This window comes from Paenibacillus sp. J31R34 (genome assembly GCF_059383715.1).
Window position 1 is genome coordinate 319,527 of record NZ_JBXENU010000002.1, and the last position, 24,730, is coordinate 344,256.

General features: G+C 44.7%; 21 protein-coding genes and 1 CRISPR repeat array. Of the genes, 3 read left to right on the top strand and 18 right to left on the bottom strand.

Annotated elements, in window-relative coordinates:
- The first annotated feature begins 125 nt into the window (after nucleotides 1–125).
- Complete coding sequence (locus AC50YG_RS06895; RefSeq protein WP_494825707.1) at nucleotides 126–1,706, top strand: choice-of-anchor I domain-containing protein; 1,581 nt, start codon at nucleotides 126–128, stop codon at nucleotides 1,704–1,706.
- Between the two features lie 110 nt (nucleotides 1,707–1,816).
- Here the strand turns inward: AC50YG_RS06895 and AC50YG_RS06900 are convergent, their stop codons facing one another.
- The 9 genes from AC50YG_RS06900 to AC50YG_RS06940 form a co-directional block, all read right to left on the bottom strand.
- Entirely contained in the window at nucleotides 1,817–2,386 is a 570-nt protein-coding gene (locus AC50YG_RS06900; RefSeq protein WP_494825708.1) for a YdeI/OmpD-associated family protein, read from the bottom strand.
- Nucleotides 2,387–2,467: 81 nt separating this feature from the next.
- Nucleotides 2,468–2,977 carry a DinB family protein gene (locus tag AC50YG_RS06905; RefSeq protein ID WP_494825710.1) on the bottom strand — a complete coding sequence of 170 codons (510 nt, stop codon included), beginning with the start codon at nucleotides 2,975–2,977 and terminating at the stop codon, nucleotides 2,468–2,470.
- 82 nt (nucleotides 2,978–3,059) lie between these two features.
- On the bottom strand, nucleotides 3,060–3,977 hold the full coding sequence (locus AC50YG_RS06910) for a helix-turn-helix transcriptional regulator (RefSeq protein WP_494825712.1): 918 nt from the start codon (nucleotides 3,975–3,977) through the stop codon (nucleotides 3,060–3,062).
- A gap of 41 nt (nucleotides 3,978–4,018) precedes the next feature.
- Nucleotides 4,019–5,632: a xylulokinase gene (locus tag AC50YG_RS06915; RefSeq protein WP_494825714.1), complete on the bottom strand. Its 1,614-nt coding sequence runs from the start codon at nucleotides 5,630–5,632 to the stop codon at nucleotides 4,019–4,021.
- Between the two features lie 84 nt (nucleotides 5,633–5,716).
- Nucleotides 5,717–6,259, bottom strand: coding sequence for a histidine phosphatase family protein (locus AC50YG_RS06920; RefSeq protein WP_494825716.1), 543 nt, complete (start codon nucleotides 6,257–6,259; stop codon nucleotides 5,717–5,719).
- A 42-nt stretch (nucleotides 6,260–6,301) separates the two neighbouring features.
- Nucleotides 6,302–6,970 carry a DUF4085 family protein gene (locus AC50YG_RS06925; RefSeq protein ID WP_473758029.1) on the bottom strand — a complete coding sequence of 223 codons (669 nt, stop codon included), beginning with the start codon at nucleotides 6,968–6,970 and terminating at the stop codon, nucleotides 6,302–6,304.
- A 474-nt stretch (nucleotides 6,971–7,444) separates the two neighbouring features.
- Complete coding sequence (locus AC50YG_RS06930; protein ID WP_494825718.1) at nucleotides 7,445–10,945, bottom strand: MBG domain-containing protein; 3,501 nt, start codon at nucleotides 10,943–10,945, stop codon at nucleotides 7,445–7,447.
- A 1,099-nt stretch (nucleotides 10,946–12,044) separates the two neighbouring features.
- Complete coding sequence (locus tag AC50YG_RS06935; protein ID WP_494825719.1) at nucleotides 12,045–12,857, bottom strand: AAC(3) family N-acetyltransferase; 813 nt, start codon at nucleotides 12,855–12,857, stop codon at nucleotides 12,045–12,047.
- Between the two features lie 17 nt (nucleotides 12,858–12,874).
- The gene (locus tag AC50YG_RS06940; RefSeq protein ID WP_494825720.1) at nucleotides 12,875–13,624 is read right to left on the bottom strand and encodes a class I SAM-dependent methyltransferase; all 750 of its coding nucleotides are present in this window, start codon (nucleotides 13,622–13,624) and stop codon (nucleotides 12,875–12,877) included.
- A 170-nt stretch (nucleotides 13,625–13,794) separates the two neighbouring features.
- On the opposite strand from AC50YG_RS06940, the gene AC50YG_RS06945 reads away from it, so the two are divergent.
- Nucleotides 13,795–14,046, top strand: a complete 252-nt coding sequence (locus AC50YG_RS06945) for a hypothetical protein (protein ID WP_494825722.1) — start codon at nucleotides 13,795–13,797, stop codon at nucleotides 14,044–14,046.
- Between the two features lie 123 nt (nucleotides 14,047–14,169).
- On the opposite strand, the gene AC50YG_RS06950 is transcribed toward AC50YG_RS06945, so the two are convergent.
- The 5 genes from AC50YG_RS06950 to AC50YG_RS06970 all read right to left on the bottom strand — a co-directional run bounded on the left by AC50YG_RS06950 (nucleotide 14,170) and on the right by AC50YG_RS06970 (nucleotide 19,000).
- Nucleotides 14,170–15,567 carry an ABC transporter substrate-binding protein gene (locus tag AC50YG_RS06950; RefSeq protein WP_494825724.1) on the bottom strand — a complete coding sequence of 466 codons (1,398 nt, stop codon included), beginning with the start codon at nucleotides 15,565–15,567 and terminating at the stop codon, nucleotides 14,170–14,172.
- A gap of 25 nt (nucleotides 15,568–15,592) precedes the next feature.
- Nucleotides 15,593–16,819: a hypothetical protein gene (locus AC50YG_RS06955; RefSeq protein WP_494825726.1), complete on the bottom strand. Its 1,227-nt coding sequence runs from the start codon at nucleotides 16,817–16,819 to the stop codon at nucleotides 15,593–15,595.
- Nucleotides 16,812–17,432 carry an ATP-binding cassette domain-containing protein gene (locus tag AC50YG_RS06960; protein WP_473758963.1) on the bottom strand — a complete coding sequence of 207 codons (621 nt, stop codon included), beginning with the start codon at nucleotides 17,430–17,432 and terminating at the stop codon, nucleotides 16,812–16,814. Before AC50YG_RS06960 ends, AC50YG_RS06955 begins: the two co-directional genes overlap by 8 nt.
- A gap of 19 nt (nucleotides 17,433–17,451) precedes the next feature.
- Nucleotides 17,452–18,372 carry a hypothetical protein gene (locus AC50YG_RS06965; RefSeq protein ID WP_494825728.1) on the bottom strand — a complete coding sequence of 307 codons (921 nt, stop codon included), beginning with the start codon at nucleotides 18,370–18,372 and terminating at the stop codon, nucleotides 17,452–17,454.
- 100 nt (nucleotides 18,373–18,472) lie between these two features.
- Nucleotides 18,473–19,000, bottom strand: coding sequence for a hypothetical protein (locus AC50YG_RS06970; protein WP_473758965.1), 528 nt, complete (start codon nucleotides 18,998–19,000; stop codon nucleotides 18,473–18,475).
- A 314-nt stretch (nucleotides 19,001–19,314) separates the two neighbouring features.
- Between AC50YG_RS06970 and AC50YG_RS06975 the strand changes: the two genes are divergently transcribed.
- Nucleotides 19,315–19,839, top strand: coding sequence for a DUF4825 domain-containing protein (locus tag AC50YG_RS06975; RefSeq protein WP_494825730.1), 525 nt, complete (start codon nucleotides 19,315–19,317; stop codon nucleotides 19,837–19,839).
- A gap of 441 nt (nucleotides 19,840–20,280) precedes the next feature.
- Nucleotides 20,281–21,659: direct repeats of the CRISPR family, unit length 33 nt; unit sequence GTTTCAATCCACGCACTCCATACGGAGTGCGAC.
- 206 nt (nucleotides 21,660–21,865) lie between these two features.
- Here the strand turns inward: AC50YG_RS06975 and cas2 are convergent.
- Genes cas2 through cas7c form a run of 4 tightly spaced genes read right to left on the bottom strand, consistent with a single transcriptional unit; the run spans nucleotide 21,866 to nucleotide 24,720 of the window.
- Nucleotides 21,866–22,156, bottom strand: coding sequence for a CRISPR-associated endonuclease Cas2 (cas2, locus tag AC50YG_RS06980; protein WP_056034675.1), 291 nt, complete (start codon nucleotides 22,154–22,156; stop codon nucleotides 21,866–21,868).
- 8 nt (nucleotides 22,157–22,164) lie between these two features.
- Nucleotides 22,165–23,196 carry a type I-C CRISPR-associated endonuclease Cas1c gene (gene cas1c / locus AC50YG_RS06985; RefSeq protein WP_494825732.1) on the bottom strand — a complete coding sequence of 344 codons (1,032 nt, stop codon included), beginning with the start codon at nucleotides 23,194–23,196 and terminating at the stop codon, nucleotides 22,165–22,167.
- Nucleotides 23,193–23,852 (bottom strand): CRISPR-associated protein Cas4, encoded by a 660-nt coding sequence (cas4, locus tag AC50YG_RS06990; protein WP_473758968.1) that lies wholly within the window; start codon nucleotides 23,850–23,852, stop codon nucleotides 23,193–23,195. Before cas4 ends, cas1c begins: the two co-directional genes overlap by 4 nt.
- A complete protein-coding gene (gene cas7c / locus AC50YG_RS06995; RefSeq protein ID WP_494825734.1) occupies nucleotides 23,839–24,720 on the bottom strand; it encodes a type I-C CRISPR-associated protein Cas7/Csd2 in 882 nt (293 codons plus the stop codon). Before cas7c ends, cas4 begins: the two co-directional genes overlap by 14 nt.
- Nucleotides 24,721–24,730: the final 10 nt, after the last annotated feature.

The following is a 24,730-nucleotide window of genomic DNA, read 5'->3' on the forward strand; positions in this document are numbered from 1 at the left end:
AGCTGATCTTTCGTCGTTTTTACAAAACTAGCTCTGTCCCTTGATCTGCCTTTAACAATCTATTTATATACTTAGAACGATTCTTCATACGATCTTAAAAAAGGATAAAGGGGATTTGCAAGCTTATGAAAACGGTCAAGCAACTTGTTCAAATGATGTCAGTCGCAACGATGCTCGCTGCCGGTACAGGCGCTTTCGCTCCTGCCGCTCTCGCTGCTGATGCGCCTGCTGGCGATTATGTGAAGCTGCGCCAGGCTATCGAAAATATGCAAGGCGAAGTAACATGGAACGCCGCCAGCCGCAGCGCTGAAATTACGGTAAGCGGTTTAAAAGCATCGTTCCCGATCGGCTCTTCGTCCGCTACGATTAACGGTGCTGCAGCCGAGATTGGAAGCCCTTCCCTTTTGACGAAAAGCACAACCTATGTTTCCAAAAAAGCGCTGGACAGCCTGAAAGCGCAGCTCGTCCAGCAGCAAAATAAAAGCGGCTTTGAGCTTGCCGCCTCCTTCCAAATGCCAAGCGAAAAAGCCGAAATCGCCGCTTCCACACCAGACGGCAAACGCCTGCTCGTTACCGAAGCCGACAACGGCAGCATTTCCGTGCTCGACATCGCAGACATCAACAAAGTCAGCGTGCTTAAAACCGTCAGCTTCCACGACCTTTCCCCAGAGGCGGAAGTGACCAGCGTCACCGTATCCAAGGACGGTCGCTACGGGCTTGCGGTCATCCGCGCGGGCGATGATGTGAACAAAGCGAGCAAAGGGCTGCTGGCCGTAGTCGATTTAGCTACCTACCAAACGGTAAAAACGTATGAGCTTGGCATCGGCCCCGACTCCATCGCGCTTTCGCCAGACGGGCTGAATGCTGTGATCGCGATTGAGGATGAGGAGCTGGATAAAGCCGCGGATGAAATCGATTATGCGAACGCGAAGCGTCCTGGCAGCATTATGATCGTTTCTTTTGCAGGCGGTGATCCGCTGAAGGGCGAGGTTGTGGACATTGCTACTCCTTTGGAAGGCGTAGAGGGAGCCATTTATCCGCATGATCCACAGCCAGAATACGTGGCAATCAGCCCAGACAGCGCAACAGCAGCCGTAACGATGCAGGAAAACAACGCCATTGCGCTTGTCGATTTAAAGACGAAGAAGCTCATTCAAATTTTCTCGCTCGGCACGACGCAGCATAAAGCCGATCTGGAGGACGATGGGAATGTGCGATTTACGGAGGATTTGACCGCTCGTTATGAACCGGATGGCATTGCTTTTTCGCCGGATGGCAAATATGTGCTGACCGCCAATGAAGGCGATTTGGGCAAAAATGAATTCAAAGACGGCGTGAAGGCCGGTGGCCGCAACATCGCCGTATGGGATTTGGAGGGCAAGCGGGTATACGACAGCGCGAACCTGATTGACGAGGCGACAGCGAAGGTCGGCTTGTATCCCGATGACCGCAGCCCGAACAAAGGCAGCGAGGTGGAAAATCTGACCGTCGCGACAGTGGACGGAACAGCACTTGCGGCAGTAGCGTCGGAACGCGCGGATGCGATTTTATTTTTCGATGTCGCTAATGCTGCCAGCCCCGTCTACCTCGGCTTGATACCAACAGCTGGAGAATCGCCGGAAGGCATTCACCGCGTACAAGGGCGCAGCTTGTTCGTCAGCGCGGATGAGAGCACGGGAACCGTAAGCTTTTACGCGAAAAAATAAGGCGGCTGCACGCTGACCTTAGCACAGCAGGTCTAGCCCGCTTTAAACGAGAAAATCCCTTGAAGCACTTGTTTGTGCTCAGGGGATTTTTGGCTATTAAAAATCAGTTATTAATCATTAAGAAGTCGTCCATTATCATGCCATTGGCCGTACATTTTATTTTCTTTCGTATTTGTTATAAATTTATTTAATCTCCTGTTAAATATTTCCGGTTGATTTTTATTGCTTTGGATCGTGTCGATCCGAACCCTTCTATAAAGCGCTGGAAATGCCATAAAATTCTCATATACCTGTCTTTCCTCTTGCAACCTCTGTTCTATAACCCTGTCTATTTTAAAAGAATCATCATCCATAGCAGGAAGTACCTTTCTTCCTTCGTCACTCATTAACCCCAGCTTTTCGAGGCGGCGGACACGTTCTTTATTCAATTCCGTCCATGAACTTCTTTTGCTTCTAGGAGACAGTCTCTGCGCCAACTCCGTTTCAGATATTTTCTTTTTGACTCCATCAATCCATCCAAAGCACAAGGCTTCTTCGACCGCGTCCAAATATAACAGCATGTCTGGATTCGGCGTCATACTAACGACTGCCCAACAAGATTTTTTAGTCGCACCATTTTCCTCAAGCCACATTCTCAAATCTTCTCTCGATTTTACTGTAATTAGATTTTCAATTTCCATAGATCAAATACAAGCTCCTTTCTATTTATGGAGAGTCGTTTTTCGTCGAACCAACAATAAAAGGGGAGCTGGCTGTTCGTTTTACTTTACGGCTTCCTGATACCAAAAAAGGAAATAGTCATTCATGGTGGATGCATGGCCAAGCTGACGCAGCATAGTAGAAACATTGCCCCTGTGATAGGTTCCGTGATTAACCAAATGCAGCACAATTTCCGCTAAGCTTGTTTGGCGTATTCCGGCAAATGGATTTTCAAGCAGAATGGTTTGCTCCAAATCAGCTTGGCTTCGGAACCATTCTCTGTATTGCTCCGATAACAGGGCAAAGACATTGGCGTATTCATCTACAGAACTCAGAATCTCTGCATTTAGCAGCATACATGCTTGCAGCGCCTCTGGCATACCTGTGCCTGTCAAAACCATATACCACATCTTATCAACCGCATAGATATGAGTAAGGGCATGGGCGATGGTGGGAAAGGAGCTGTTCACTTCTTGACTCAGCACAGAGGACGGGAGCTCCTTGATTCTCCCCAGGATAGCTTGGCTCGCCCATGTGTGGTATTCAAACATTTGTACCGGATGTTTTGACATTCGTAACGTCTCCTTTTAAATGATCATGAATTTGATTTTGTTACTGTTGTTATTATAAAAAAAGAAGTATGACAATAGTTCGTCATACTTCTTCATAAAGCTGGAGTGTGTTTTGAAGCTGTTCTTTTAGGACGCCTCGCAGGGCAATAGGCTTGAGGACTTCGACGCCGCTGCCAAAACTCAGCAGCATGGCCCAAAGCCATCGTGCTTCTAATGGTTTATAGACTGGAATACGCATCGTCATGCTTCCATCGTCATGAAATTGCTTATCAGCCTGGTGAAACTGATCCATCGCTTCCGCCAAAGCCTTCGGCCCTACTCGAATCACCACATCCTTCAACTGATCGGAGCCTTCCTTGTCTAAGAAAGCAGCCTCTTTCGGCACTATGTGATGCGGCTGAAAGTCTTCCTGTGTCAAAAACAAATTCATCATCCGCGATAGTCGAAACTCCCGATAGTCCCGCCGTGTTCGGCAAAATCCATGCACATACCAATTGCTATATTTGAAATGCAGCCACATCGGTTCTATGTCACGGGTCGTACGTTCATTATTGACATTGATATAATCAAAGCGGACAATCTTTCGCTTCGTAATGCCCATGCGTAAATGACGAAGGGCGTCAGGCTCCATCCTGAGCGTTTCAAAGTCCACGGATAGACTCGGGGTCTGATGCTCGGGTGAGATCGTTTGCAGCCGTTCAATGGTTCCCTGAACACGCTCATCTTTAAACACGGTAGAGAAGCTTCTAAGCACGGTGATCAAGGAAGCGACATCGTAAGAACGGAGCAAGCTTTTATCCATTTTGTACCCGTCCATGATGCCATATCCGCCTTTACTCCCCTGATGCGATATGATCGGGAAGCCCGCAGCACATAGGACATCGATATCCCGATAAATCGTTCTTTGAGAAACTTTGAACTCTTCAGCTAGCATGGAGGCAGACAAAATCTCGTGGTTAAGCAGCTTGTAGATCATAGAGATCAAACGCTCCAATTTCATATATATCCCCGCCCGTTATTCCATTTCGTATTTCACGCTTCTTATTTCTTTCCATTTTCCACAAAATGATCTACCGCTGCCTGCTCAATTGCCAGCCCTTCCATGTAACGCTCCATAAACAAAGCAAAGCCATTCACATCTGCGCTGTCAGGATAAACCTCTTGTCCTTCTGCATCCTTGAACACTTTAGTGGTAAGGTAATCAGCCAAGCCCTCATTCTGCTCCTTATTAACCATATAGGATGCCAAAATGGCCATCCCCCATGCGCCGCCCTCACCAGCCGTAGACATGACCGAAACAGGAACATTTAGTGCTGCGGCACACATCTTTTGACCGACTAGCGGTGTTATGAACAATCCGCCATGCGCCAAAATATGGTCAACCACTATATGCTCCTTCTGTGTCAAAATATCCATCCCGAGCCTTAGGGCAGCAAACGCGCTAAACAGATGTACCCTCATAAAGTTAGCCAGATTGAAGCGGCTTTCTGGAGAACGAACGAACAGCGGACGACCTTTTGCAAGCCCGGTAATGTTCTCTCCTGAATAGTAGCCGTAGCTCAGCAAGCCGCCGCCATCAGCATCTGCTTCCAGCGCTTTGCCCAACAGGACGCTGAATAACTGGTTCATATCGGGCTTCTGCCCCATTGCCTCATAAAATTCACGGAACAAGCCGAGCCATGCATTAATATCGCTGGAGCAGTTGTTGGCAAGAACCATGCCGACAGGACTGCCATTAGGTGTAGTCACGATGTCAATCTCAGGATACACCGTGGATAAACCTTTCTCCAGTACAATCATGGCAAAAATCGACGTACCTACGGAAATGTTGCCGGTACGCTTTTTGACACTATTCGTAGCGACCATGCCTGTTCCGGCATCGCCTTCTGGAGGACATAGCGGAATACCTGCTTGCAGGCTGCCAGTTGGATCTAATAGCCTTGCACCAGCTCCACTTAGATATCCAGCGTGTTCACCTGCAGTATGAACTTTAGGTAAAATATCTTTAAGCTTCCACGGGTAGTCTTTATCGGCAATTAAATCGGCAAACTGCTTCACCATAGCTTCATTATATTGCTTTGCAGATTCATCGATTGGGAACATACCAGAGGCATCCCCGATACCAAGAGCCTTGCTGCCAGTCAACAGCCAATGTATGTAACCCGACAAAGTCGTCATATAAGCTAGGTTAGTGACATGCTCTTCCTCGTTCAAAATCGCTTGATACAAATGTGCGATGCTCCAGCGCTCTGGAATTTTAAACTGGAATTTCTCGGTTAGCTCCGATGCAGCTGTACCCGTTGTGGCATTGCGCCATGTACGAAACGGAACCAATAGCTCCCCTGCGTGATTAAGTGCAATATAGCCCTGCATCATGGCAGAACATCCGATTGATCCGAGTTTTTGCAGGGTTACGCCATAATTATTCTCAACCTCTTGCTTTAACTTGCGATAGGTTTCTTGCAGCCCGTTAATCATTTCATTGAGATCGTAGGTCCAATAACCGTCGATCAATTGATTTTCCCACTCATAGCTGCTGGAACCGATGGTTTGAAAATGGTAATCAACCAGTACAGCCTTGATTCGTGTAGAGCCAAATTCGATGCCAAGCGAGGTTTCCCCCCTGACTATCGCTTGTTTCATATTTTGATCCATAATGGCGCTGCTCCTCTCTGAATTTAATATTGAACCGAATATAGGATGGAAGGTAGTAGCAGAAACAGCCCTGAGCTTGTCTTGCTATGGCCTCCAAATTCGATTGAAGCTGGACGCCGCATCGGTGAAGGATAGCTCGTAAACGTCGGGATTGGACAGGGCTTCCCATTCATGAAATCCGACTGCCTGATCCAGATTCTTGAGCAGCAGCGAAATGAGGTTGCCATGTGAGACGATTACGGTATTTTTCCAGGCGCTATTCAGTGCCTCATTAACGACTTGAACGGCCCGACTGGTAGCGGTATGGCTGGATTCCCCGCCCTCGTAGCATAAATCCATGTCCTCATAGGTTCGGCGAAGCATTTCGCGCCAGTCGGGATGATTTTGACCCGCTAAAATGCGCTCGGTTAACCGCTCATCCCGCTTTATGGGCAGGCCAGTGGCGTCAGCTAATGGAGAGATTGTTCGGTAAGCCCGCTCATATGGGCTCGAAATGATTCCTTCTATTTTCTTGTTCGCCAAAAATACAGCTAATCGCTGCGCTTGCTCTATCCCCGCTTCGGTTAATGGAGCGTCAGGCTCTTGGCCTTCTGCTTGGCAATGACGGACTAGATATATCGTGTTCATGCGCTCACGATCCTTTTTGGGATATTAAATGGGCTCTCTTGGCTATTGGCTTTGCAGTTCGCCTAATACTTCAATCTCTACATCGACAGCGGAAATAATGAACGCTTCTAGTGAATCCAGCAGCACTCTGAGCTCAAAGCCACCGTCAATCGTGTAAATTTCATCGTACAGCCACCACGTATTTTCAGGAAGATCCGGAAGCTCCAACTGCTTGACTCCGTGAAACGTAATTTTAATATCCGTAAAATAAGAATAAGAGCCGCGACAGTCCAAATATAGAATAAACGTTGCTTCATCAGGACGATCATAGGAGGTGAATTTGGCATCGTGAAGGGTATTTTCGAATAGCTTGATCGCATTGGGCGGAAGCTCGTTTTGAATCGATTTATAATAGCCGTTATACGTCTCGGCCACTTTACGCATGCGATTATCATAGTCTTGCTTCCACTGCTTCGCCATTTCCTTCAATTCAGGAGGCGGGTAGATCGTATTCAACGTACCATCGTGTATATAGGGGTGAAAGGCTTCTGGGAGGTATTTTAATAGATGATTTTTCTTTTCTTCTAGCAGTTCGCGCTGCGATTGTAGAGGGTCTTTGCCTTCTGAGCGAAAATAGGCGAGGTACTCCTCCCATTCCTCTTCTGTCTCATATATGCACATTATCCCGGCAATCTGCATTTCTTCATACCATTCTTTTGTGCAAAATTTCATGGATCTCCTCCTTGAATGCTTGTGCTTGTTGTGATTTTGATCCGCTCACTCCACACGCTTACTCTTTGACCAACTGATTTGTTATTCAGCTATCTTTCCCTTTTAGTTCAATCATGCCAATTTATAGGTGCATGCTTATAAATGGATTCAGCAAGAAACTCAACAAACGTATCAAAGATCGTAACTATTCCTTCAGTACTTGAAAAATTCATATCTGTACCTTGAAAATACTAACCTTCTTTCTAGTGGAATAGCTCATTATTTGAGAAGAACTGGTCGCCTTACATCGTCTGGTTGATCATTAGATGGAGTCAAAAAAATAAAAAATCCACAACCTTTTTTAAACAACACCTCCCTTTACTAGACACCATCTAACAAGTGGGATGCAGATTATTTCGGTTGTGGATTCGCATGGTGGAACGTGGCTTTTAGAACAAATTACAGCTATTATTCCGTTCGAACCAAAATCCAATCCTATATAAAATTTAATAGTTTCAGCATACGCGAGAGAAATGTAACCATTTCTGCCCGAGTTGCTTCTGCTTGCGGCTTGAAATTACCTTGCTGATCGCCTTTAATGATACCTAAACTAAGCGCTTGATAAATAGAATCCTCCGCCCAAGATGAAATGGATTCCACATCTTCTAAAGCTAACACCCTATTATCTGTCTGCAAAGAAGGATTAGCATAAGCAATAGCTCGGGTAAGCATAACCGCCAACTCCTCACGTGTCACATGGTTGTTCGGACGGAAAGTCCCGTCACTATATCCCTTGATTAATCCCGCTTGCTCAGCTGCGATAACATCTGCTTCATACCATTTCCCATCCACATCAGAAAAGCTAAATTCAGTGTTATTCAACGGAATCCCTATTGCACGTACAAGTAATGCAGCCGTTTCTGCTCGGGTAAGCATACCATTCGGATCAAAATTCATTTCGCTACGCCCCTGAACGATGAACTTAGCTGCAAGTAACTCTATATCCGACTTTGCCCAATGATTCTGCAAATCTACAAAGCTAACTCGACGATCAATTATGAAAAAGTAGCCGTTCCGCATACTCTTCACAATTGCTGTGACTTTACCATTCTCATTTATGAATTGTGCAGGAACAAAGGTGAACGCTTGCTTCTCTTCATCCCAAAATACGACTGTAGCAAAATCGGACTCTTGGCCATCAAGCTCAATCTTTCTTTCAACATAGGCTGTGAACGCTGAGATCTCAGAGCTTCTACCTTGATCATCTAGTCCATTAATGTTGAACACAACTGGCCCTGCCCAAACATTTGCGCCAAGACTCTTCTTAACTTCAACAAATTCTGTTGTCGTATCTGCTCTGCCTATTTTAATGGTTAGATCATGATTATCCCCTGCAATCGCCATCTCTTGAATGGGTATAGTAATTTCATCTTTTACTGTAATGAATTGCAGTTTCATGGATGGTGAAATGGCCATTAACTGCGTTAATGTCGCTTTACTAATCATAAACTCTGCGACTTCACTATCTGATTTGATTGTAACAAATCCTTTTTTCAAATCATCAAGTTTTAGTTCAACTCGATGTTTTCCATTAGCTGACATAACCTCAATGTAATTGGATACTCCAGAACTAGTGTTACTCCCAGAACTAGAGTTACTTCCAGAACTAGTGTTACTGTTTGCAATAATGATTAGCGGATAAATGGCTTCATAAGTAGCACCATCAGCTGTTATCGTCGCTTTAAGTGTTATGCTCTTATTCCCCTCTGTATAGGACGGACGTTGTACATTACCTGTCGCACCATCTACAAATTGATTATTCGAGGAAAACCATTGAATGCTTCTACCTTCATCATCGGTTGCTGGAAGACTGAGAGGTCCAATAACTGATGAAGCGGTATCGTTAGTAGCATAAGTTAATTTCGGAACATCATACACGTTGAGCTTCGCAGTATTGCTCGTAACTTCATAGTTACCTAAACGTTGATTAGGATCAATGATTTCAGTCTCTATCGTATAATTGCCAACTGGGCTGCTTTGCTCTGCAAGCGTCACATACTTCACGGATATATCATCGTTGTTCAGCACACCTGTTACAACACCGTCTAGGAAGGGATTCGCATTGTTTACCCAACGCGATATGGAGTGAGGCGTTACTGTAATCGGCGCTCTCGTAACGGTTAGACTACCTGCGGTTTTCGTTACTTCGTAATTTCCTAGCTTGTTATTCGGGTCAACCAGTGCTGCTTCGATCGCATAACCCCCTACATCACTTGCCTGATCGGCGCCAGTTGCGTACGTTGCTGTAATTCCATCTGACGATAAACCGCCCACTATCGTTCCTGTGAATACCGGATTGTTCGTACCATATTCACGAGTCGCATCGTCTGCGGTTACTGTAAGTGACGCTTTTGTAACAGATAGACTGCCTGCGGTTTTGGTTACTTCGTAATTTCCGAGCTTATTATTCGGGTCAACCAGTGCTGCTTCGATCGCATAACCCCCTACATCACTTGCCTGATCGGCACTCGTAGCATACGTTGCTGTAATTCCATCTGATGACAAACCGCCAGTTATTGTCCCTGTGAATACCGAATTGTTCGTTCCGTATTCACGAGTCGCATCATCTGCGGTTACTGTAAGTGACGCTTTCGTAACACTCAGACTACCTGCAGCTTTCGTTACTTCGTAATTCCCCAGCTTGTTATTCGGGTCATTCAGTGTTGCTTCAATTGCATAGCTCCCTACATCACTTGCCTGATCGGCACTCGTAGCATACGTTGCTGTAATTCCATCTGATGACAAACCGCCCACTATCGTTCCTGTGAATACCGGATTGCTCATTCCGTATTCACGCGTCGCATCGTCTGCGGTTACCGATAGTGACGCTTTCGTAACACTCAGACTACCCGAGGTTTTGGTTACCTCGTAATTCCCCAGCTTGTTATTCGGGTCATTTAGTGTTGCTTCAATTGCATAGCTCCCTACATCACTTGCCTGATCGGCACTCGTAGCATAAGTTGCTGTAATCCCATCTGACGATAAACCGCCTGAGACCGTTCCTGTGAATACCGGATTGCTCATTCCGTATTCACGCGTCGCATCGTCTGCGGTTACTGCAAGAGGCCTCTTATCCACCCTCATCGTAACAGAATCATTCGAAGTAAGATGGGTAGGGTCTCCTGCGAATTCCGCTGTAAGTGTATGATTACCTATTGCCGTGTTAACCGAATAGCTGAATATTGCTTCACCATTTCCATTCGTATTAGATGAACCAAGAACGTTTCCATCCAGAGAAAATGTGACTCTTTTATTCGGTACTGCCTGATTTTCAACATCCAGCAATGTAGCTCTGATCTCCTCAGTATCACCATAAGTTGTTGTAAGCTGGTCTAACTGCAAAGAAGTCGAATAGTCCCTCTGCTGAGAAGCTACATACGTCCTGAATGCAAAATCAAAATTAAAATTATCCCAAGATTCAAAATAATACGGTGTACCGCCGGTATATGCGCTAGGATTGTATATTCTCCAAGTGACTTGGTTCACTTGACTTGGTTCATTGTTGGTTGTCTCCATCATCATGCTATATTTCTTGTTAGACTCCACAGAAATCCCTTCGTTAAAACTAAACCGAACCCATCCTCCCGGAAAATCAGGTACAATACTACTGCTTACCTTCGCTACGCCTAGTACTGTCCCATTAATATCTACATCTTCATGAATCGTCAAGCTTATCTCTCGCTCAGTAGCTGCCGATTTCCACAAAAATACATCAATATCGTACATCCACCCTGTTTTACCGGCAGTAAAGCTTTGTCCTACTCCCTTTGATCCGCCTTGCGAATTCGGGATCGTATTTGCTGTATCCGATGTTTGATCAATTGGATCAACGGATGACGCTTGGATCGATTCTGATATTGCGAAGGCAATCAATAGAGTACCAATTACGATTAGAACCCCTCTTCTGAAAAGGTTCATATGTCTTGAATGTAACATGGTTGCAACGCTTCCTTCCGTTCTTTATTAGTATGTAATATGAATGCTCTTATCTTGAAAATTAATAAACGCAACTAACTATTAACATTATTATATACCATAGCCTTTTCGCTACTAGGTTTAATCTATAAAAGAAAAATTCAAAATGACCTTAAAAATAGCTGTAATTAACCCTTACCCTTCTTCGGATTGAGAGTATCTTTACCGTTCAATTACCTTATTTAATGTTGAAAAATGGGTACTGTCACTCACACTTGTATCCTCTTGCCCGAATATGATTGTTTAGAAAAGAACCGACAATGTTACGCATCCTTCGAAGGAGATGTGGTCCAGTGACACAATTTGGTGGGGGCTGTTTGACGCTTACGATGAAAACATGATAGTGGATGTGTTCGTTTTTCAATCCACGCACTCCATACGGAGTGCGACGGGCTGCTGTCCAACTTCTTCGCCGCTATTGGGCAGTTTCAATCCACGCACTCCATACGGAGTGCGACTTTTTCAAACAAATACAGGATTCGGTTATCCGACTGTTTCAATCCACACACTCCATACGGAGTGCGACTTTGTTGCACTTTGACAATTACATAGGCCGTGCGTTTCAATTCACACACTCCATACGGACTGCGACCAATAAAATTTAAAGATATCACAAGACAGGGAAGTTTCAATTCACACACTCCATACGGAGTGCGACAGTGAGTGGCGGAGCGCAAAGCAGTGCGCTACTTGTTTCAATTCACGCACTCCATACGGAGTGCGACAAGATATCGCATGCGAGTCAGGCAGCTTTTTAAGGTTTCAATCCACGCACTCCATACGGAGTGCGACTCTCTTGGCACTTGGTATTACTTTGAAAAAGAGGTTTCAATCCACGCACTCCATACGGAGTGCGACAGCGAAAATACATACAATTGATTCCATCATGGCATCAACTGCATATATTTTCAAGATCATCCATATAAACAAAATCTAAATGAAATATTGACTTTTCCCCAAGCTCTTGATTTTCGTCATTATTCGACAAATTTTGAGGTGCGAATCCCCTAGGGTTTTTATGTGAGCTTCCCATTCGCACCTGTATGGGCATAGCCTATTTTCACTCCATAGGACGATGGATCATCAGCCACTGCTTGGCAAAATCGACCGCTTCTTTCAGATCAAAAAGCCGAGACTCGGCGCTGCCTACCGCACCCTTTTGCACAGAGCCCTCATGATCGTAGAACTGCCCAATCCGGCCAAAATCTTCCGAATCATAAGCGAAATCCGTAAACCATTTCCATACTCGCTCGTCCCCTTCATAAATAGCTGTTCCCAGCTGCTTCGTCGGCAGACGCTCACTCATCGCTTCAGCCAGATGAAAGCTTGTACAAGATTCATACCCCGTCCCCAGCATCAGCACCTTGGCGCCCAAACCGTACAGCTTCCCGAGTGGCGACGCCATGCCGAATTGCGGGCTTAGCATATGCTCGGATGTGATAAGCTCCGCATACTTGCCATTGGCGCAAAAAGAAACCTGCGGGTGCGTTGAGCGCACCGTCGCTGGAAACGTTCGGAACAGCTCCGCAATACGACCCATTCCCCGCGTGGGTGATAAAGCTGGATCGAAGGCCGGAAGCTCCCGATAAATTGTCTCATACCACTCCTCTGGAACCGGAGGATTCCCCCACTCGGCGGGATCGCTCCAATCCCCGGTTTGCGCAGGCATAATTAACGTGCCCTCGTCCCCGACCGCTTGCATAAGCGCCTGCACCATAGCCTGCGGCCCGCCGCATACCCAGCCCAAGCGCGACAAGGAGGCGTGCACCAGCACCGCATCGCCCTCTCGAACGCCTAATCTTCGCAAATCCTTTACGATGTCGTTTATCGTAATCGGTCTTTTCTGACTGTTAATCAGCTGCTGTTCTCTCACATTTGTTCCCCCTGCTTCTACCTTTGTGCCTTAATCATAAACCGCTCTGCGAACGCCTTGATGCCTCTTTCCGACTTATTATCCTTAATGAAGGCTTCTAATCGCCCAAAATCTTCCGGCTGCTGCCCAAAATTCGGAATAATCGGCGTATGCTTAAGCAGAAAAATCAAATCCTCCGCTGTCTCATAAAACTCCGCGACATTCCACTCCATAACCTCAATCTTCGTAAAGCCAGCTTCCGTCAGCTCTGCTATATGCCTCTCCTTGAGCGAGCCTGGCTTCTCCCCGTAGGCTTGCCCTCTTCCGAACGCCTGCTTGAGATTCAGCTTATCGTTCTCGCTCACTTGCTGCGTCAGGAAGGTGCCGCCATGCTCCAGCACCCGGGCTACCTCCTGTGCATGGAAGGCCGAGTGCCTGCAGGAAACGATTTGAAAGAAGCGGTCTGGAAAATCCAGCTTGTCCGCATTCATTGGCAGTACGCGAACGTTGCTGCGTTCGGCTATCGTTATATTTTTCATAGCGGTATTGACCATGCTTGTAGATAAATCAATCCCCACCAGCAGCAGGGCACAGTCCGCAATTGATAAAATAGCTTCCCCGCCGCCCGTGCCAATATCGAGCAGAAGATCGGATTTTCGGCTTAGCTTGACGACCTCCTGATACAAGTCCCACTTCGCTTCCTCCGAAATACACTTCAGCCTGCTGAAATCCCAGCCATTGCTTGCTCCAACCTCATTATAAAAAGCCTCGTAGTCGATTTGATTCATTATGATTCAGCCTTTCCTTAAAAATCCAGAATATCCCGTGCGTGCACAATAGTCTAAAAGACAGCTGCTTTGTAAATTGTAACATTTTAGGTGGCATTTTCGTAATAAAGTGTATATAAAATGCTGTTACTCGCTTTTGCAGGGTAATCCTTGTATCGGGGGAATTTGCGATGAGAAACGAAAAATTGGTTCTTGTGCTGTCGCTATTTTTAATTTTTTTCAGCTTAAGCGCCCTTCTTTTTGGTTATTGGGAAGCCTTGCAGCCGAGAACGGGTCCTGTTGGAAACGGAGTTGCATTTCCAACCTTACTTCAAATACTGCCCTCTATTCTAGCCATCGTGACGGGTGTTCTGAATCTAGCCCATTTTGTCTATGTCCGCAGAAAGGCCTATTATAAAAACAAAGACAATCACAATAAATGAGTAGAGAAGATCATTGGAAAATAGGCTGCTTCCCCGTAGATGATACGACGCGGAAGCAGCCTATTTTTTCAAATTAAACAAATGTTCAACTGTCCATTCATAAAACAATTATCTCAGGTGCTGTTAAAGAATTTTCTGAAGTTCAATATTCCCTTCCATTTCCCACTCTCTCAAAGCCTGACGAACCTCTTTATCCCCGATAAGCACTTCATTTAATTTATTACGCCCGATGTCCAACACTTGGTACAGGTCTGGCTTCTCATCCAGCATGCGTCCGAGTCTAATCTGATAGGGGGCAGGCACTAGACTGAAAAAAGCATCTAGGTTGTAATTCAGATTGCTCTGCGGCTTGTTTGATTTAACATAGGTGAACAAATCGTTGTTATTGCTGCGCGATTTCGTATTTGCCCATTCCTTGCTATTGATAAACTTAATAAATTCCCAAGCCTCCTTTTTGTTCTGCGCATTTGCAGCTATTCCCATTGCATTGTTAATTGTAATGCTCCCGCCTATGCCGGGCTGTTCAGCATGGATGGGCAGGGTTACCACATCCCATTCAATCTGTTCCATTCCCTGAATTTGTGGCGCATTCAGATTCGCGTCCATTATCTGATTGACGTAATTGTACGAAGCAATTGTCATAGCCGTTTGTCCCGATAGAAAGTAATCGTTAGAATAGGGATTCATCATGTCATTGCTTGCTTCAGAAGCATTTTTGTTCTCATCATCAGGCAGTGGAAGCTTTGCTTGGCGAGCCAAATTAATAAAGTCCGTCCAGATCCGCTCCCAACTGTCCGTATCAACCGTCATTTTACGTTCCTTTTCGTTAAAAATCATGGTTTGAAGCGGAGACGCATAACTCAACATATCGTAAAACACATCCGAAGAGAAACTGTTGAAAGTAAATCCATGCGATAATTTCCCTTCTCCTAGATGAAGGCGCCCTGCCAACTGAATTAAATCATCCCAGGTCATCCCATCGCGAGGGAATGGAACTTCCTGCCTCTCAAAGATCGTTTTATTATAAAAGAGGGCTGTGGTTGAAAACGTTGGTGAGAGACCATATGTACTGCCATTACCTATCATGGACAACGTATTATTAACTGGCGCGGCTAGCTCACCAGTTTCAATCTGACTTTCTTTTATTAAGGGATCTAGATTCATCAACAGATTCTCATCAATCAGTCTCCACAAGCTTTGGTAATCAACCAGAACAAGATCAGCTTTACTTGAATCCAATAATGTTGTCTTTAATTGCTCCAATGGACTCTGATCCTGCTCACCATCCGTCATAACAGGGATAAATTCTATTGTGACGTTCGGATGAGTAAACTCATAAATCTCGGCGTACTGTTGTCTAAGCAGGTTGTTTTCAGACTCACCGTATGTAGTTGCGATCCGCAGCAATACGCTGTTCGCATCATCGTTTTCGGATGGACTAGAAGTACAACCTACTAAGGTTATCATGAATACCATTATCACAATAGCTGCACTTACTATGTTCTTAACTTTACGTTGCATGCTAGGAGCCTCCAAAAAATTGCACTTATTCGAATTCTTTGTTTGTCTTAAGGAGCGTGAGTATATTCTTCTTTGAATATTGCCGTAGGATCCATAAAATAATGATACGATTAATTGTGAGAAGAATTAAGATTATCAATACTAGAATGGATAATGTGAATAAATATACATTTTCACCAATGAAAATAGCACTTACTAGCACGGTGTATAGCGTTATCCCCACGGCAGTGAAAAAGAAGATTGCATTAATATTCCGTGAGTATATCTGATTAATGGTTGTTTGGTTGTACCCCAGTTGTTTTAAAATTCCCATATCCTTTTGCTGTACTTTAAGATAAGAATTAAACGACAATATCACATGCGCGGCCGTTATCATCAGAATGAGAAACCCTAAGGCCAGGGACAATACTACCGTATTTTTCATGGACACATCAAAATTATCAAATGCTTTAAACGTATAATTTGTATTATATCCTTTATCATTGGCCAGTTCTGCAATTCCTTCCACTTGAGATAATGCGTCGACGTAGACATATATCTTCCTCAAGGATTGAATACCGAACGGATTATGACTATCATATTCCTTGACGAATTGGTCCCATTGAATCAAATAAGTTTTTTCGATCATTTCTTTATATGTTTGGCTACCTATATAAATAGTTTCTAATTGTTCATCGTTATAAAGGGAAAAAGGGTTTTTATCTGATACTCCTAACTGATAGTTCATCGGATAATCGACGATCTCGCTGCTGCTCAGCCCGTCTTCATGGACTTTGACAATTGGGAGTTGCAAGGTTAGCACCGGATCTAAGTCCATCTTTCCGCAAGCTTTTCTTATTTCCAAGTCACAGCTTCCTAAATATTTGCCTCCTGCCTCATCGAGGCCATAAATAAAATGAGTACCTCCCTTTGCATCTTGAATCCCGAAGTTAAACTGATACTCCTTAAAGACCTTATAGCTTGTATCGGGGTACTCTTTTTCAATCTCTTCACGAATGGTCGTTTCATCCTCGTATTTCAGAGATTGAGCATGCATGGCATTGCCTCGCGAGGTCGTAATTTCAATGATATGCGTATTATCATTGGAGAGAAAATCTTTATCTACTTGGAGATATTGATTAATAAAATACACGGCAGAGCTCGCAATCAATACTAGAGAAAAGATGAAAAGCAAAATTGAAATTCGTAGATATGAATTTGATTTTTTAAGAATTAAACGGGATATAACAGGCGTGTTCTTAGCTTTATTCATGATATAATCTCCCGTTCTCCAGTCTCAGGTCCATCCCACCCTTTAATAGAAGGTTGCTTTCATGACTAACCACAATAATCAACTTGTTTTTAAAAACATTTTCAATGGTCTTAATAATCTGTTCTTTGTTTTTTGTGTCAAGTTTTGAGGTCGGCTCGTCCATCAGAACGATATCCGGTTCAGAGATAAGAATGGATGCTAACTGGACACGTTGTTTCTCTCCGCCGGAAAGCATCGATACTTTTCTTTCTTTTAGATCAAGAATATTAAAGTTGCTCAATGTTTCCACGATTAGCGCTTCAAACTGTGAATCAGCATGGTGATTAGGCGAAAAAGAAGCATACTTAATGAATAAATTTTCTCTGACCGTTAAATTTGAGAAGAGCATTTCATCCTGGAATAAATACCCAATATTTAAAGAGCCCTCCCCCTCTACATGACCGCTATCCGGGTTATCATAACCTGCTATTAAATTGAGCAACGTTGTCTTCCCGGAGCCGCTTTGCCCATGAATGATATAACGGTTTGGACTATGAAATTCAAAATCGACACGATTAAGAATATCCTTATCACCGAACCTTTTGGTCAAACCCACCAATTTTAATGTCTTCATGTTCCCCTCTTATCTACTGTTATGGAATATTAATTTGCTTAATGTATGCTTCGCAATAAACAGTAATCACTTGATCATCGACTGAAAAGTCAATGACGCCTGAAACACTTCCTATTTGTTTCTTAGATGCAATATCAATAACATCCAGCACAAGATCTGCTTGTTCGTTAGGATAAATTTGAATAAGAAGTCCATGTTTATCGTCTATGTAATTCAACGTTTTTTTCTCAAATTGTATTCGATCATTAAATATCAATTCATTGCTGGAAGTTAGCAATTCTCCATTTGCACTATATAACTCCCCCGTTTCGAGATTATCCGCTTCAATCCTTGGTGCTGCATCTAAATTGTTCATTAACAAGGATTGTAAATGAAAAGAATTTGAAGCTTCGTCATAAACCGTATAGTAAAGCTTATCTTTAACGATCGCCCCGTATGACACAAGTGCCGATACATTAGGAATATCTTTCGTGCTATCTTGAATTAACTCTGCAATCGTACGTTTCGTTTCCTTCCCACTGTCATCATAATAGGAATGAATAAAAAAATAACGCTCACCATTTGTTGCCAAAGGAAAAATGGCTTCGTTTTTTCTATCTTTCAATAGTACGCTTTCCGTAACGTTATCCTTGTCGATTCTTAATATCGAGAAACCATTTGTAAGGCTGTTTCCAACCGTAAAGTATGGGCTGATGGTATTAAATTCATAGTAAATATAATTTGGAATATCCTGTTGTTCTTCGATGGACTTTGTCTTCTCATTATAAGTGAGTAGCTTTTGAGAATACCGATTGATTAGATACATACATTGGCCCTCTTCACTGCATTTAGGCAGTTCAACATTATTCACCGTCCCACCGCCTGGCTGTACGTCACTTTGCCGACTACAACCTGCTAGCGCGAGTTGAACAATAAGCAACATCAAGACGAATTTCTTCATTTGCCCCCCATATCGATCATGAAAGATAGTAAACGACAGGTAAAGAATCAGCCGCATACACGGTCGATTCTTTACTTGTTATCTTCTTCAGTTTTGCAAATTAAACGCCTGCGCTAATTTCGTAATACTTAGGGTCGCTCGAAAGCTTTACTTTAGCGGTGTTTGTTGTAACAATCGTTCCACTTCTATAGTCGGTGCTCGGTCCGATAACGATGTTTGAACGCCAATCCGACGATTTTGATCCATTGGCATTCTCCCAAAACTTCAGAACCGTTGTCGTACTCGCCCATGCGGAACCGCCCCCAGCGCTTACGCCGTCAGCGGCAACGCCCATGGAAATATTTGCGGAGTTTCTCAAAGAGGCTGTGCTGCTCCATGAAGTCCTAATGGACGATACTGTTTTGGTACCGCTATAAACGGCAGATACCTGCCAATCCCATTGAAGCGTATTTCCGGAGCTTGTCGCGACCGTAGCTCTCCAAACATTAGAGGTTAAAGTACCTTGACTGGATGGTATGGTCAGTTGTTTTGCTTGGGTACTGGCAAATGAAATTCCGGCAAACAAAGAAAGACTTAAAATAGGCACAGATAAAAGAGTTGCACAGGTTTTCTTAAGATTAAATGTCATTACTTAACCTCCATATGAAAATAAGTTTTTATTTGAAAGCTGGCCAGCTCTTCAAAACACCGTTCGCCCATATCTTACACACTTATCTAACACATAGAATGATAGCATATAATTTCCAATTTGATAATACCAATTACAATTTTATCAAAATATTGTAACTATTTAGACATTTTCATTAGCAAGGGATATTTTCTGTAAGAGTGGGACAGCACATCTGGGGACACGTATAGGAGACTAACTTGAACTTCCCTCAAAACCTATGGTATGGTTAATACGCTAAAATGTGGAAGTAGATTGAACTAGAGAGGTGAAGCATGAAATTTTTTGAGAAGGATTATAAATTTCTTATTATTATGATGGTAATGATGCTTACGTTGGTCGCGTGCAATTCAACTAACAAGGTTCCGGATTCTGATGAGGATTTATTTAAGTTTAAGAATACACTTATTGGCAGTAACAGTGCTGTGGGACAAATTGTTCATCAGTTGCCTGCAAACGATAAATTAGACAAGATGATGCTTGAAACTGAACAAGAACCGTATGGCCTTTCCTTAATTTATAAAAATGACAATAATCCGCTCTCCCCTGACGATTTGGAGCAAACGATTGTCTACAATGCCTCTTTTATTTTCGCCCTGATTCCAAATGTAGACCGAATAACGTTTACTGTGGAGGAAAAGACATATGTTATCCACCGTGAGTTTCTCCAGAAATGGTATGATGGTCACGTTCTTGTGGAATTTGAATCTACCAATGATTTAAAGGAATTTATCGGGAAATATATCTCAGACCAACAAAAAATGGATCAGCTATTTAAAGTAGTAGCAAACCGGCAATAAATACTCTAAGTTTATACTTATCTTGCTTCAACTAACCATGTTAGTAAACTTAACTTGACTGAGTTTCTTTGATTTTCTAACTGTACGAATACCTTCCCCCATTGTTGAGATCATCATTTGCCCCCTTAATACAGAAAAGTCCCGATTAAATCCATCGGGACTTTTCTAGTTGAATATTGTACTGATTACTACAGCTAATTATAATATTCAGAAAATAGATTCTATGTTCGAAATTCAAAAGGTCGAACGCCCCTTAAAGATAGCTTTGATCATTTAGTAATTTATGTATAAAAATTCAAATATCATCTGTCTGCCCTTTAGCCTTCTTTCTTATGAAGAGTCCGTGCACTTTCTTCCGACCTACTTATGGCTAGGTAGTCGTTTCATCCGCTCCGTACGGAGTGCGACCTTACTGAGGCTGACCAGGTTATCCTCGTCAGTGTTTCAATCCACGCACTCCGTACGGAGTGCGACCGTGGTGGAGAGCTTGTGGGCAAAGCCGCGAAAGTTTCAATCCACGCACTCCATACGGAGTGCGACTACAGCAGGAGTCTCCCGAGCTTACGCTCTATTGTTTCAATCCACGCACTCCATACGGAGTGCGACCTCGGCATGCTTGGAAACAAGTCTTCTCTAGCCATGTTTCAATCCACGCACTCCATACGGAGTGCGACAAACGGAACTGGCCGTTATCATTGATCAGACTAGGTTTCAATCCACGCACTCCGTACGGAGTGCGACTCCACTCGATAAATTGTGGGAAAACCCGTTAATTGTTTCAATCCACGCACTCCGTACGGAGTGCGACGAGAACTTTTGTTCGTGTTACTTTTGGACCAAGAAGTTTCAATCCACGCACTCCGTACGGAGTGCGACCCTCAATGGTTCCCGCCATCGAAGGGTTTAGGATGTTTCAATCCACGCACTCCGTACGGAGTACGACTTTGAAGCCCTTATCGACTATACAAATGGACTGTATGTTTCAATCCACGCACTCCATACGGAGTGCGACTCAGATGAGCAGTAATCTGGTCTATTACAGCCAAGTTTCAATCCACGCACTCCATACGGAGTGCGACCTGCGACAGCATCCCAAAAGGCTGCTATTACAGCAAACGTTTCAATCCACGCACTCCATACGGAGTGCGACAAGTGCGCTTTAATGTCTTGATTATTACCTTATTTGTTTCAATCCACGCACTCCATACGGAGTGCGACGATCCAGCCTGAGCACGTGGAGAGCATCAACTTCGTTTCAATCCACGCACTCCATACGGAGTGCGACTTCATCGCGATAAAACTTTATTACCTGTGAAGCGGTTTCAATCCACGCACTCCATACGGAGTGCGACGAGGCTAACATAAGCAGTATGCGTATCAATATGGCGTTTCAATCCACGCACTCCATACGGAGTGCGACAAAAACGTTTTAAAAGAAGCTGAGAGCCGAAAAGTTTCAATCCACGCACTCCATACGGAGTGCGACTGCCGGCAGCTGCGCGCCGGGCTTCACCGGCTCCTGTTTCAATCCACGCACTCCATACGGAGTGCGACGGCGAAAAACTAAAGCCGATCTCCCAGAAAAAAGTTTCAATCCACGCACTCCATACGGAGTGCGACAATTTCATTCACCTGCCCCTATATCATCTTAGCAGTTTCAATCCACGCACTCCATACGGAGTGCGACAATTTCATTCACCTGCCCCTATATCATCTTAGCAGTTTCAATCCACGCACTCCATACGGAGTGCGACTACCGCTGGGCAGTTTCGCATTTCTACCCCTTAGTTTCAATCCACGCACTCCATACGGAGTGCGACAGCGAAAATACAAGTGATTGATCCCATCATGGCATCAATCACCCCATTTTTCAATAAATATAAGACTAAAAAAATCTAGATCAAACCTTGACTTTTCTTGAAACAACTCAAATTCGACAAATTTCCACAATTTCTGAGGTGCGAATCCCCTAGGGTTTTTATGGGAGCTTCACATTCGCACCATGAATCCGCAAAAAAATTTTCGTTTATAGAATAAGCGGTGCTTCCATATCATAGGCTTCTTTTGCACCGATGTGCTCTACCTTGCTTTTGTGATTATCACCCAAATTGTAGAAGCGCAGGCTATCCGTCTGCTTATCAATGAGCTCCTCTAATTCATACTTCAATTGGCGAAACTTCGTCGCATCTACAATACATTCAAATACGGAGTTCTGCACCCGCTGGCCGTAATTCAGACAGGTTTTCGCTACTCGGGAGAGCCTTCTGCGCCCTTCCTTGCTTGATGTACTCACATCATACGTTATTAATACGAGCATATGAACACCTACTTCCAGAAAAATGGCGGGTATTCGTCCAAATCACCACGAATATGCCTCGCAAGCAATAAGGCCTGGGCGTAAGGAACAAGCCCCCAAGCTATCTTTTCGTTCAAATAGGGGTGCATAATCTTCTCTTGCTTGCGTTCTTGCCATGCCTTGAGCACCGCTTTCCTAGTGTCATCGTCCATGATGACGGCTCCATTTTCTTTTTTCACGAAGCCGCTGTCGTTAACAACCTTCTTGTTGATTAGATACAGCACCATACGGTCAGCATACACGCTCCGCAGTTCCTCCATCATATCCAGCGCAAGCGAGGCTCGCCCCGGGCGATCCCGATGCAGAAAACCGACGTAAGCGTCCAGTCCCACGGACTCCAGCGCGGCTGTCACATCCTTCGCAAGCAGAGAATAAGTGAAAGAAAGCAACGCATTGACATTATCCAGCGGAGGACGCTTATTTCGCCCATGGAAAAAGAACTGTTCCTTTTGCTGCAAAATCAACTGGTCAAACACCGAGTTGTATTGCACAGCAGCCGACCCTTCCAGCCCGCGCAAAATATCCAGCTGCTCCACGCCGCGAATAAGCTTCATCGTCTCCGATAGCGAAGCACTGACCTGCTTCATTCGCTCGATATCCATACGGAGGGCATGATCCCGCAAGGCTCGTTCAACCACCCACTTGCTGTTATACACTTTTCCCAAAATCATATTTCGGGCAAAAATAGCGCTTCGCCGCTCATCATCGGAAATACGGTACTGCTCCTTGCGGAGCACAACGTTCCCTTTATCCTCACCGACGACCCGTGCCAAAAATCGACCATTGCGAGTCATAAAGGTCAGTCCGATGTTATTTTCTGCGCATTTCCCCATAAGCGCTGGACTGACTCCCGCATAACCAAAGGTACAGACTCCCTCCAAATTATGCAGCGGGTAGCGTCCGGCAATTTCGTCGTCCCGCTTTATAACTATATTTTCGCCATCGAGCGATAAATACGTATCCGGCATCGTCACAAACAGTGTGTTCAGCAGCTTTTTCATTCATATAACCTGCTTTCGATAAAGCTTGAAACGGGTTTTCGCTCCAGCATTTCTGGCAAACAAACGACGTTCAAAGAGCAGCTCTGACAATGCGGTCCCGTCTTCGCCCTTGGCGTATGATTCCGCTCATAGTAGTGGCGCATCTCGTCCAAACTTTGCTTGACCTTGGCTTTGTCCGCTTCGGAGACTGGCACCTCCACCCGATGCTTCGTTTCATCATAATAGAGATAGCCCATCGACAGCTCGCACATTAACATCTCTTCCAAACACATGAGCTGAGCCACTAATTGCGAACGGTCAGAATCATTCCGCTTCGGCTTGCCGCGTTTGTATTCCACGGGATACGGAAGGTATAACCCTTCCTCTCCCGCCAGTGGAACTCCTGAGTTATCTCGTATAAACTCTACGACATCGCATATGCCTGAAATGCCCAGCCGCCGTGATTGTACGGGAAGCGCGCGAACAATGAGCTTGTCCCCGCGTTTCTCCCGCAGCATGGGCTGATCGGCTTTGCGGTGCAAATGCGCCCCTTCAACGGTGCGGACATTTTCTTCCCATTGCTGCTCAATATGGATAAGTGCCCATTGCCTCCGGCAAAAGTTGAAATGCTGAATGCCAGAGAGCATTAGAAAATCTTCTTCGTTATTGTCCCACATATCTTAGGGGCTCCAAGCCCTCAAGCGGCTCAATTGTCCAAGTGTAGTCGTCGATGGATTTCCCTTCGACTACTCCCTCTTTTAATTTAATTTTCAAGGAGCGATGTACCTTCGCTGAGGAATATTGTCCAAGCTTGGACTGGTGCTTCCACCAGAAAAGATTATGAACTTCCATGCTGCCGTCCGGGCGCGCGGATGAGGTGTCATTTTCAAAAAGAGAAATAAGGGCTTGTCTAATCTTCTCCGCATCGTCCTTCGTAAAGCCAGTTTTCTCCGCCAATTGTGTATTGATGCTGCCATAAACAACATACACTCCAAAATCCACCCTATGCTTCATCCCCATCGTATCGGAACCCTTCTTGTTCGGATCCTTACCCGTCACCGAATTGACGCTTTTCGTAATTTGCGTGCTTGTAATGGCAATCGGCTCGACGCTAAGCGCTGTATGAATCGAGACAGGCCCGCGAACGCCCACGGATACACCCGATGACGCATCCGCCCCGCCGCTAAAGGCAAACACCTGGCCGAAGCTGCGCACATCAACCCATGTCTTGCAGGCCGCCTGTGCGTATAGCTCATTGTTTTGCTTTTTTCCCTTAGCATACTCTTGAACATCGGCATTCGCATCTACACGTTCTTTAATGCTGCGGTACCCATCGTCACGGCGCTCATCCGACTGGACGAGAATCGCTTCTCCCATGTCTTGCAGCCTGTTGCGGATTTTGCGCTTTAGGCACACATCAGAAATCTCGCCAAGTCCTTCATAGGTTTGTCTTGGACGATTGCCGTTCAATGGGTCGCCATTCGGATTGGCATTTCGGACGGACAGAATAACGGCAAAATCAATTTTATGGTCAAGTACGCTCATTTAAATCTCT

Coding starts and splice junctions, on each gene's coding strand:
- AC50YG_RS06895 (WP_494825707.1), top strand. CDS start 126: ATGAAAACGGTCAAGCAACTTGTTCAAATGATGTCAGTCGCAACGATG.
- AC50YG_RS06900 (WP_494825708.1), bottom strand. CDS start 2,386: ATGGAAATTGAAAATCTAATTACAGTAAAATCGAGAGAAGATTTGAGA.
- AC50YG_RS06905 (WP_494825710.1), bottom strand. CDS start 2,977: ATGTCAAAACATCCGGTACAAATGTTTGAATACCACACATGGGCGAGC.
- AC50YG_RS06910 (WP_494825712.1), bottom strand. CDS start 3,977: ATGAAATTGGAGCGTTTGATCTCTATGATCTACAAGCTGCTTAACCAC.
- AC50YG_RS06915 (WP_494825714.1), bottom strand. CDS start 5,632: ATGGATCAAAATATGAAACAAGCGATAGTCAGGGGGGAAACCTCGCTT.
- AC50YG_RS06920 (WP_494825716.1), bottom strand. CDS start 6,259: ATGAACACGATATATCTAGTCCGTCATTGCCAAGCAGAAGGCCAAGAG.
- AC50YG_RS06925 (WP_473758029.1), bottom strand. CDS start 6,970: ATGAAATTTTGCACAAAAGAATGGTATGAAGAAATGCAGATTGCCGGG.
- AC50YG_RS06930 (WP_494825718.1), bottom strand. CDS start 10,945: ATGTTACATTCAAGACATATGAACCTTTTCAGAAGAGGGGTTCTAATC.
- AC50YG_RS06940 (WP_494825720.1), bottom strand. CDS start 13,624: ATGAATCAAATCGACTACGAGGCTTTTTATAATGAGGTTGGAGCAAGC.
- AC50YG_RS06945 (WP_494825722.1), top strand. CDS start 13,795: ATGAGAAACGAAAAATTGGTTCTTGTGCTGTCGCTATTTTTAATTTTT.
- AC50YG_RS06950 (WP_494825724.1), bottom strand. CDS start 15,567: ATGCAACGTAAAGTTAAGAACATAGTAAGTGCAGCTATTGTGATAATG.
- AC50YG_RS06955 (WP_494825726.1), bottom strand. CDS start 16,819: ATGAATAAAGCTAAGAACACGCCTGTTATATCCCGTTTAATTCTTAAA.
- AC50YG_RS06960 (WP_473758963.1), bottom strand. CDS start 17,432: ATGAAGACATTAAAATTGGTGGGTTTGACCAAAAGGTTCGGTGATAAG.
- AC50YG_RS06965 (WP_494825728.1), bottom strand. CDS start 18,372: ATGAAGAAATTCGTCTTGATGTTGCTTATTGTTCAACTCGCGCTAGCA.
- AC50YG_RS06970 (WP_473758965.1), bottom strand. CDS start 19,000: ATGACATTTAATCTTAAGAAAACCTGTGCAACTCTTTTATCTGTGCCT.
- AC50YG_RS06975 (WP_494825730.1), top strand. CDS start 19,315: ATGAAATTTTTTGAGAAGGATTATAAATTTCTTATTATTATGATGGTA.
- cas2 (WP_056034675.1), bottom strand. CDS start 22,156: ATGCTCGTATTAATAACGTATGATGTGAGTACATCAAGCAAGGAAGGG.
- cas1c (WP_494825732.1), bottom strand. CDS start 23,196: ATGAAAAAGCTGCTGAACACACTGTTTGTGACGATGCCGGATACGTAT.
- cas4 (WP_473758968.1), bottom strand. CDS start 23,852: ATGTGGGACAATAACGAAGAAGATTTTCTAATGCTCTCTGGCATTCAG.
- cas7c (WP_494825734.1), bottom strand. CDS start 24,720: ATGAGCGTACTTGACCATAAAATTGATTTTGCCGTTATTCTGTCCGTC.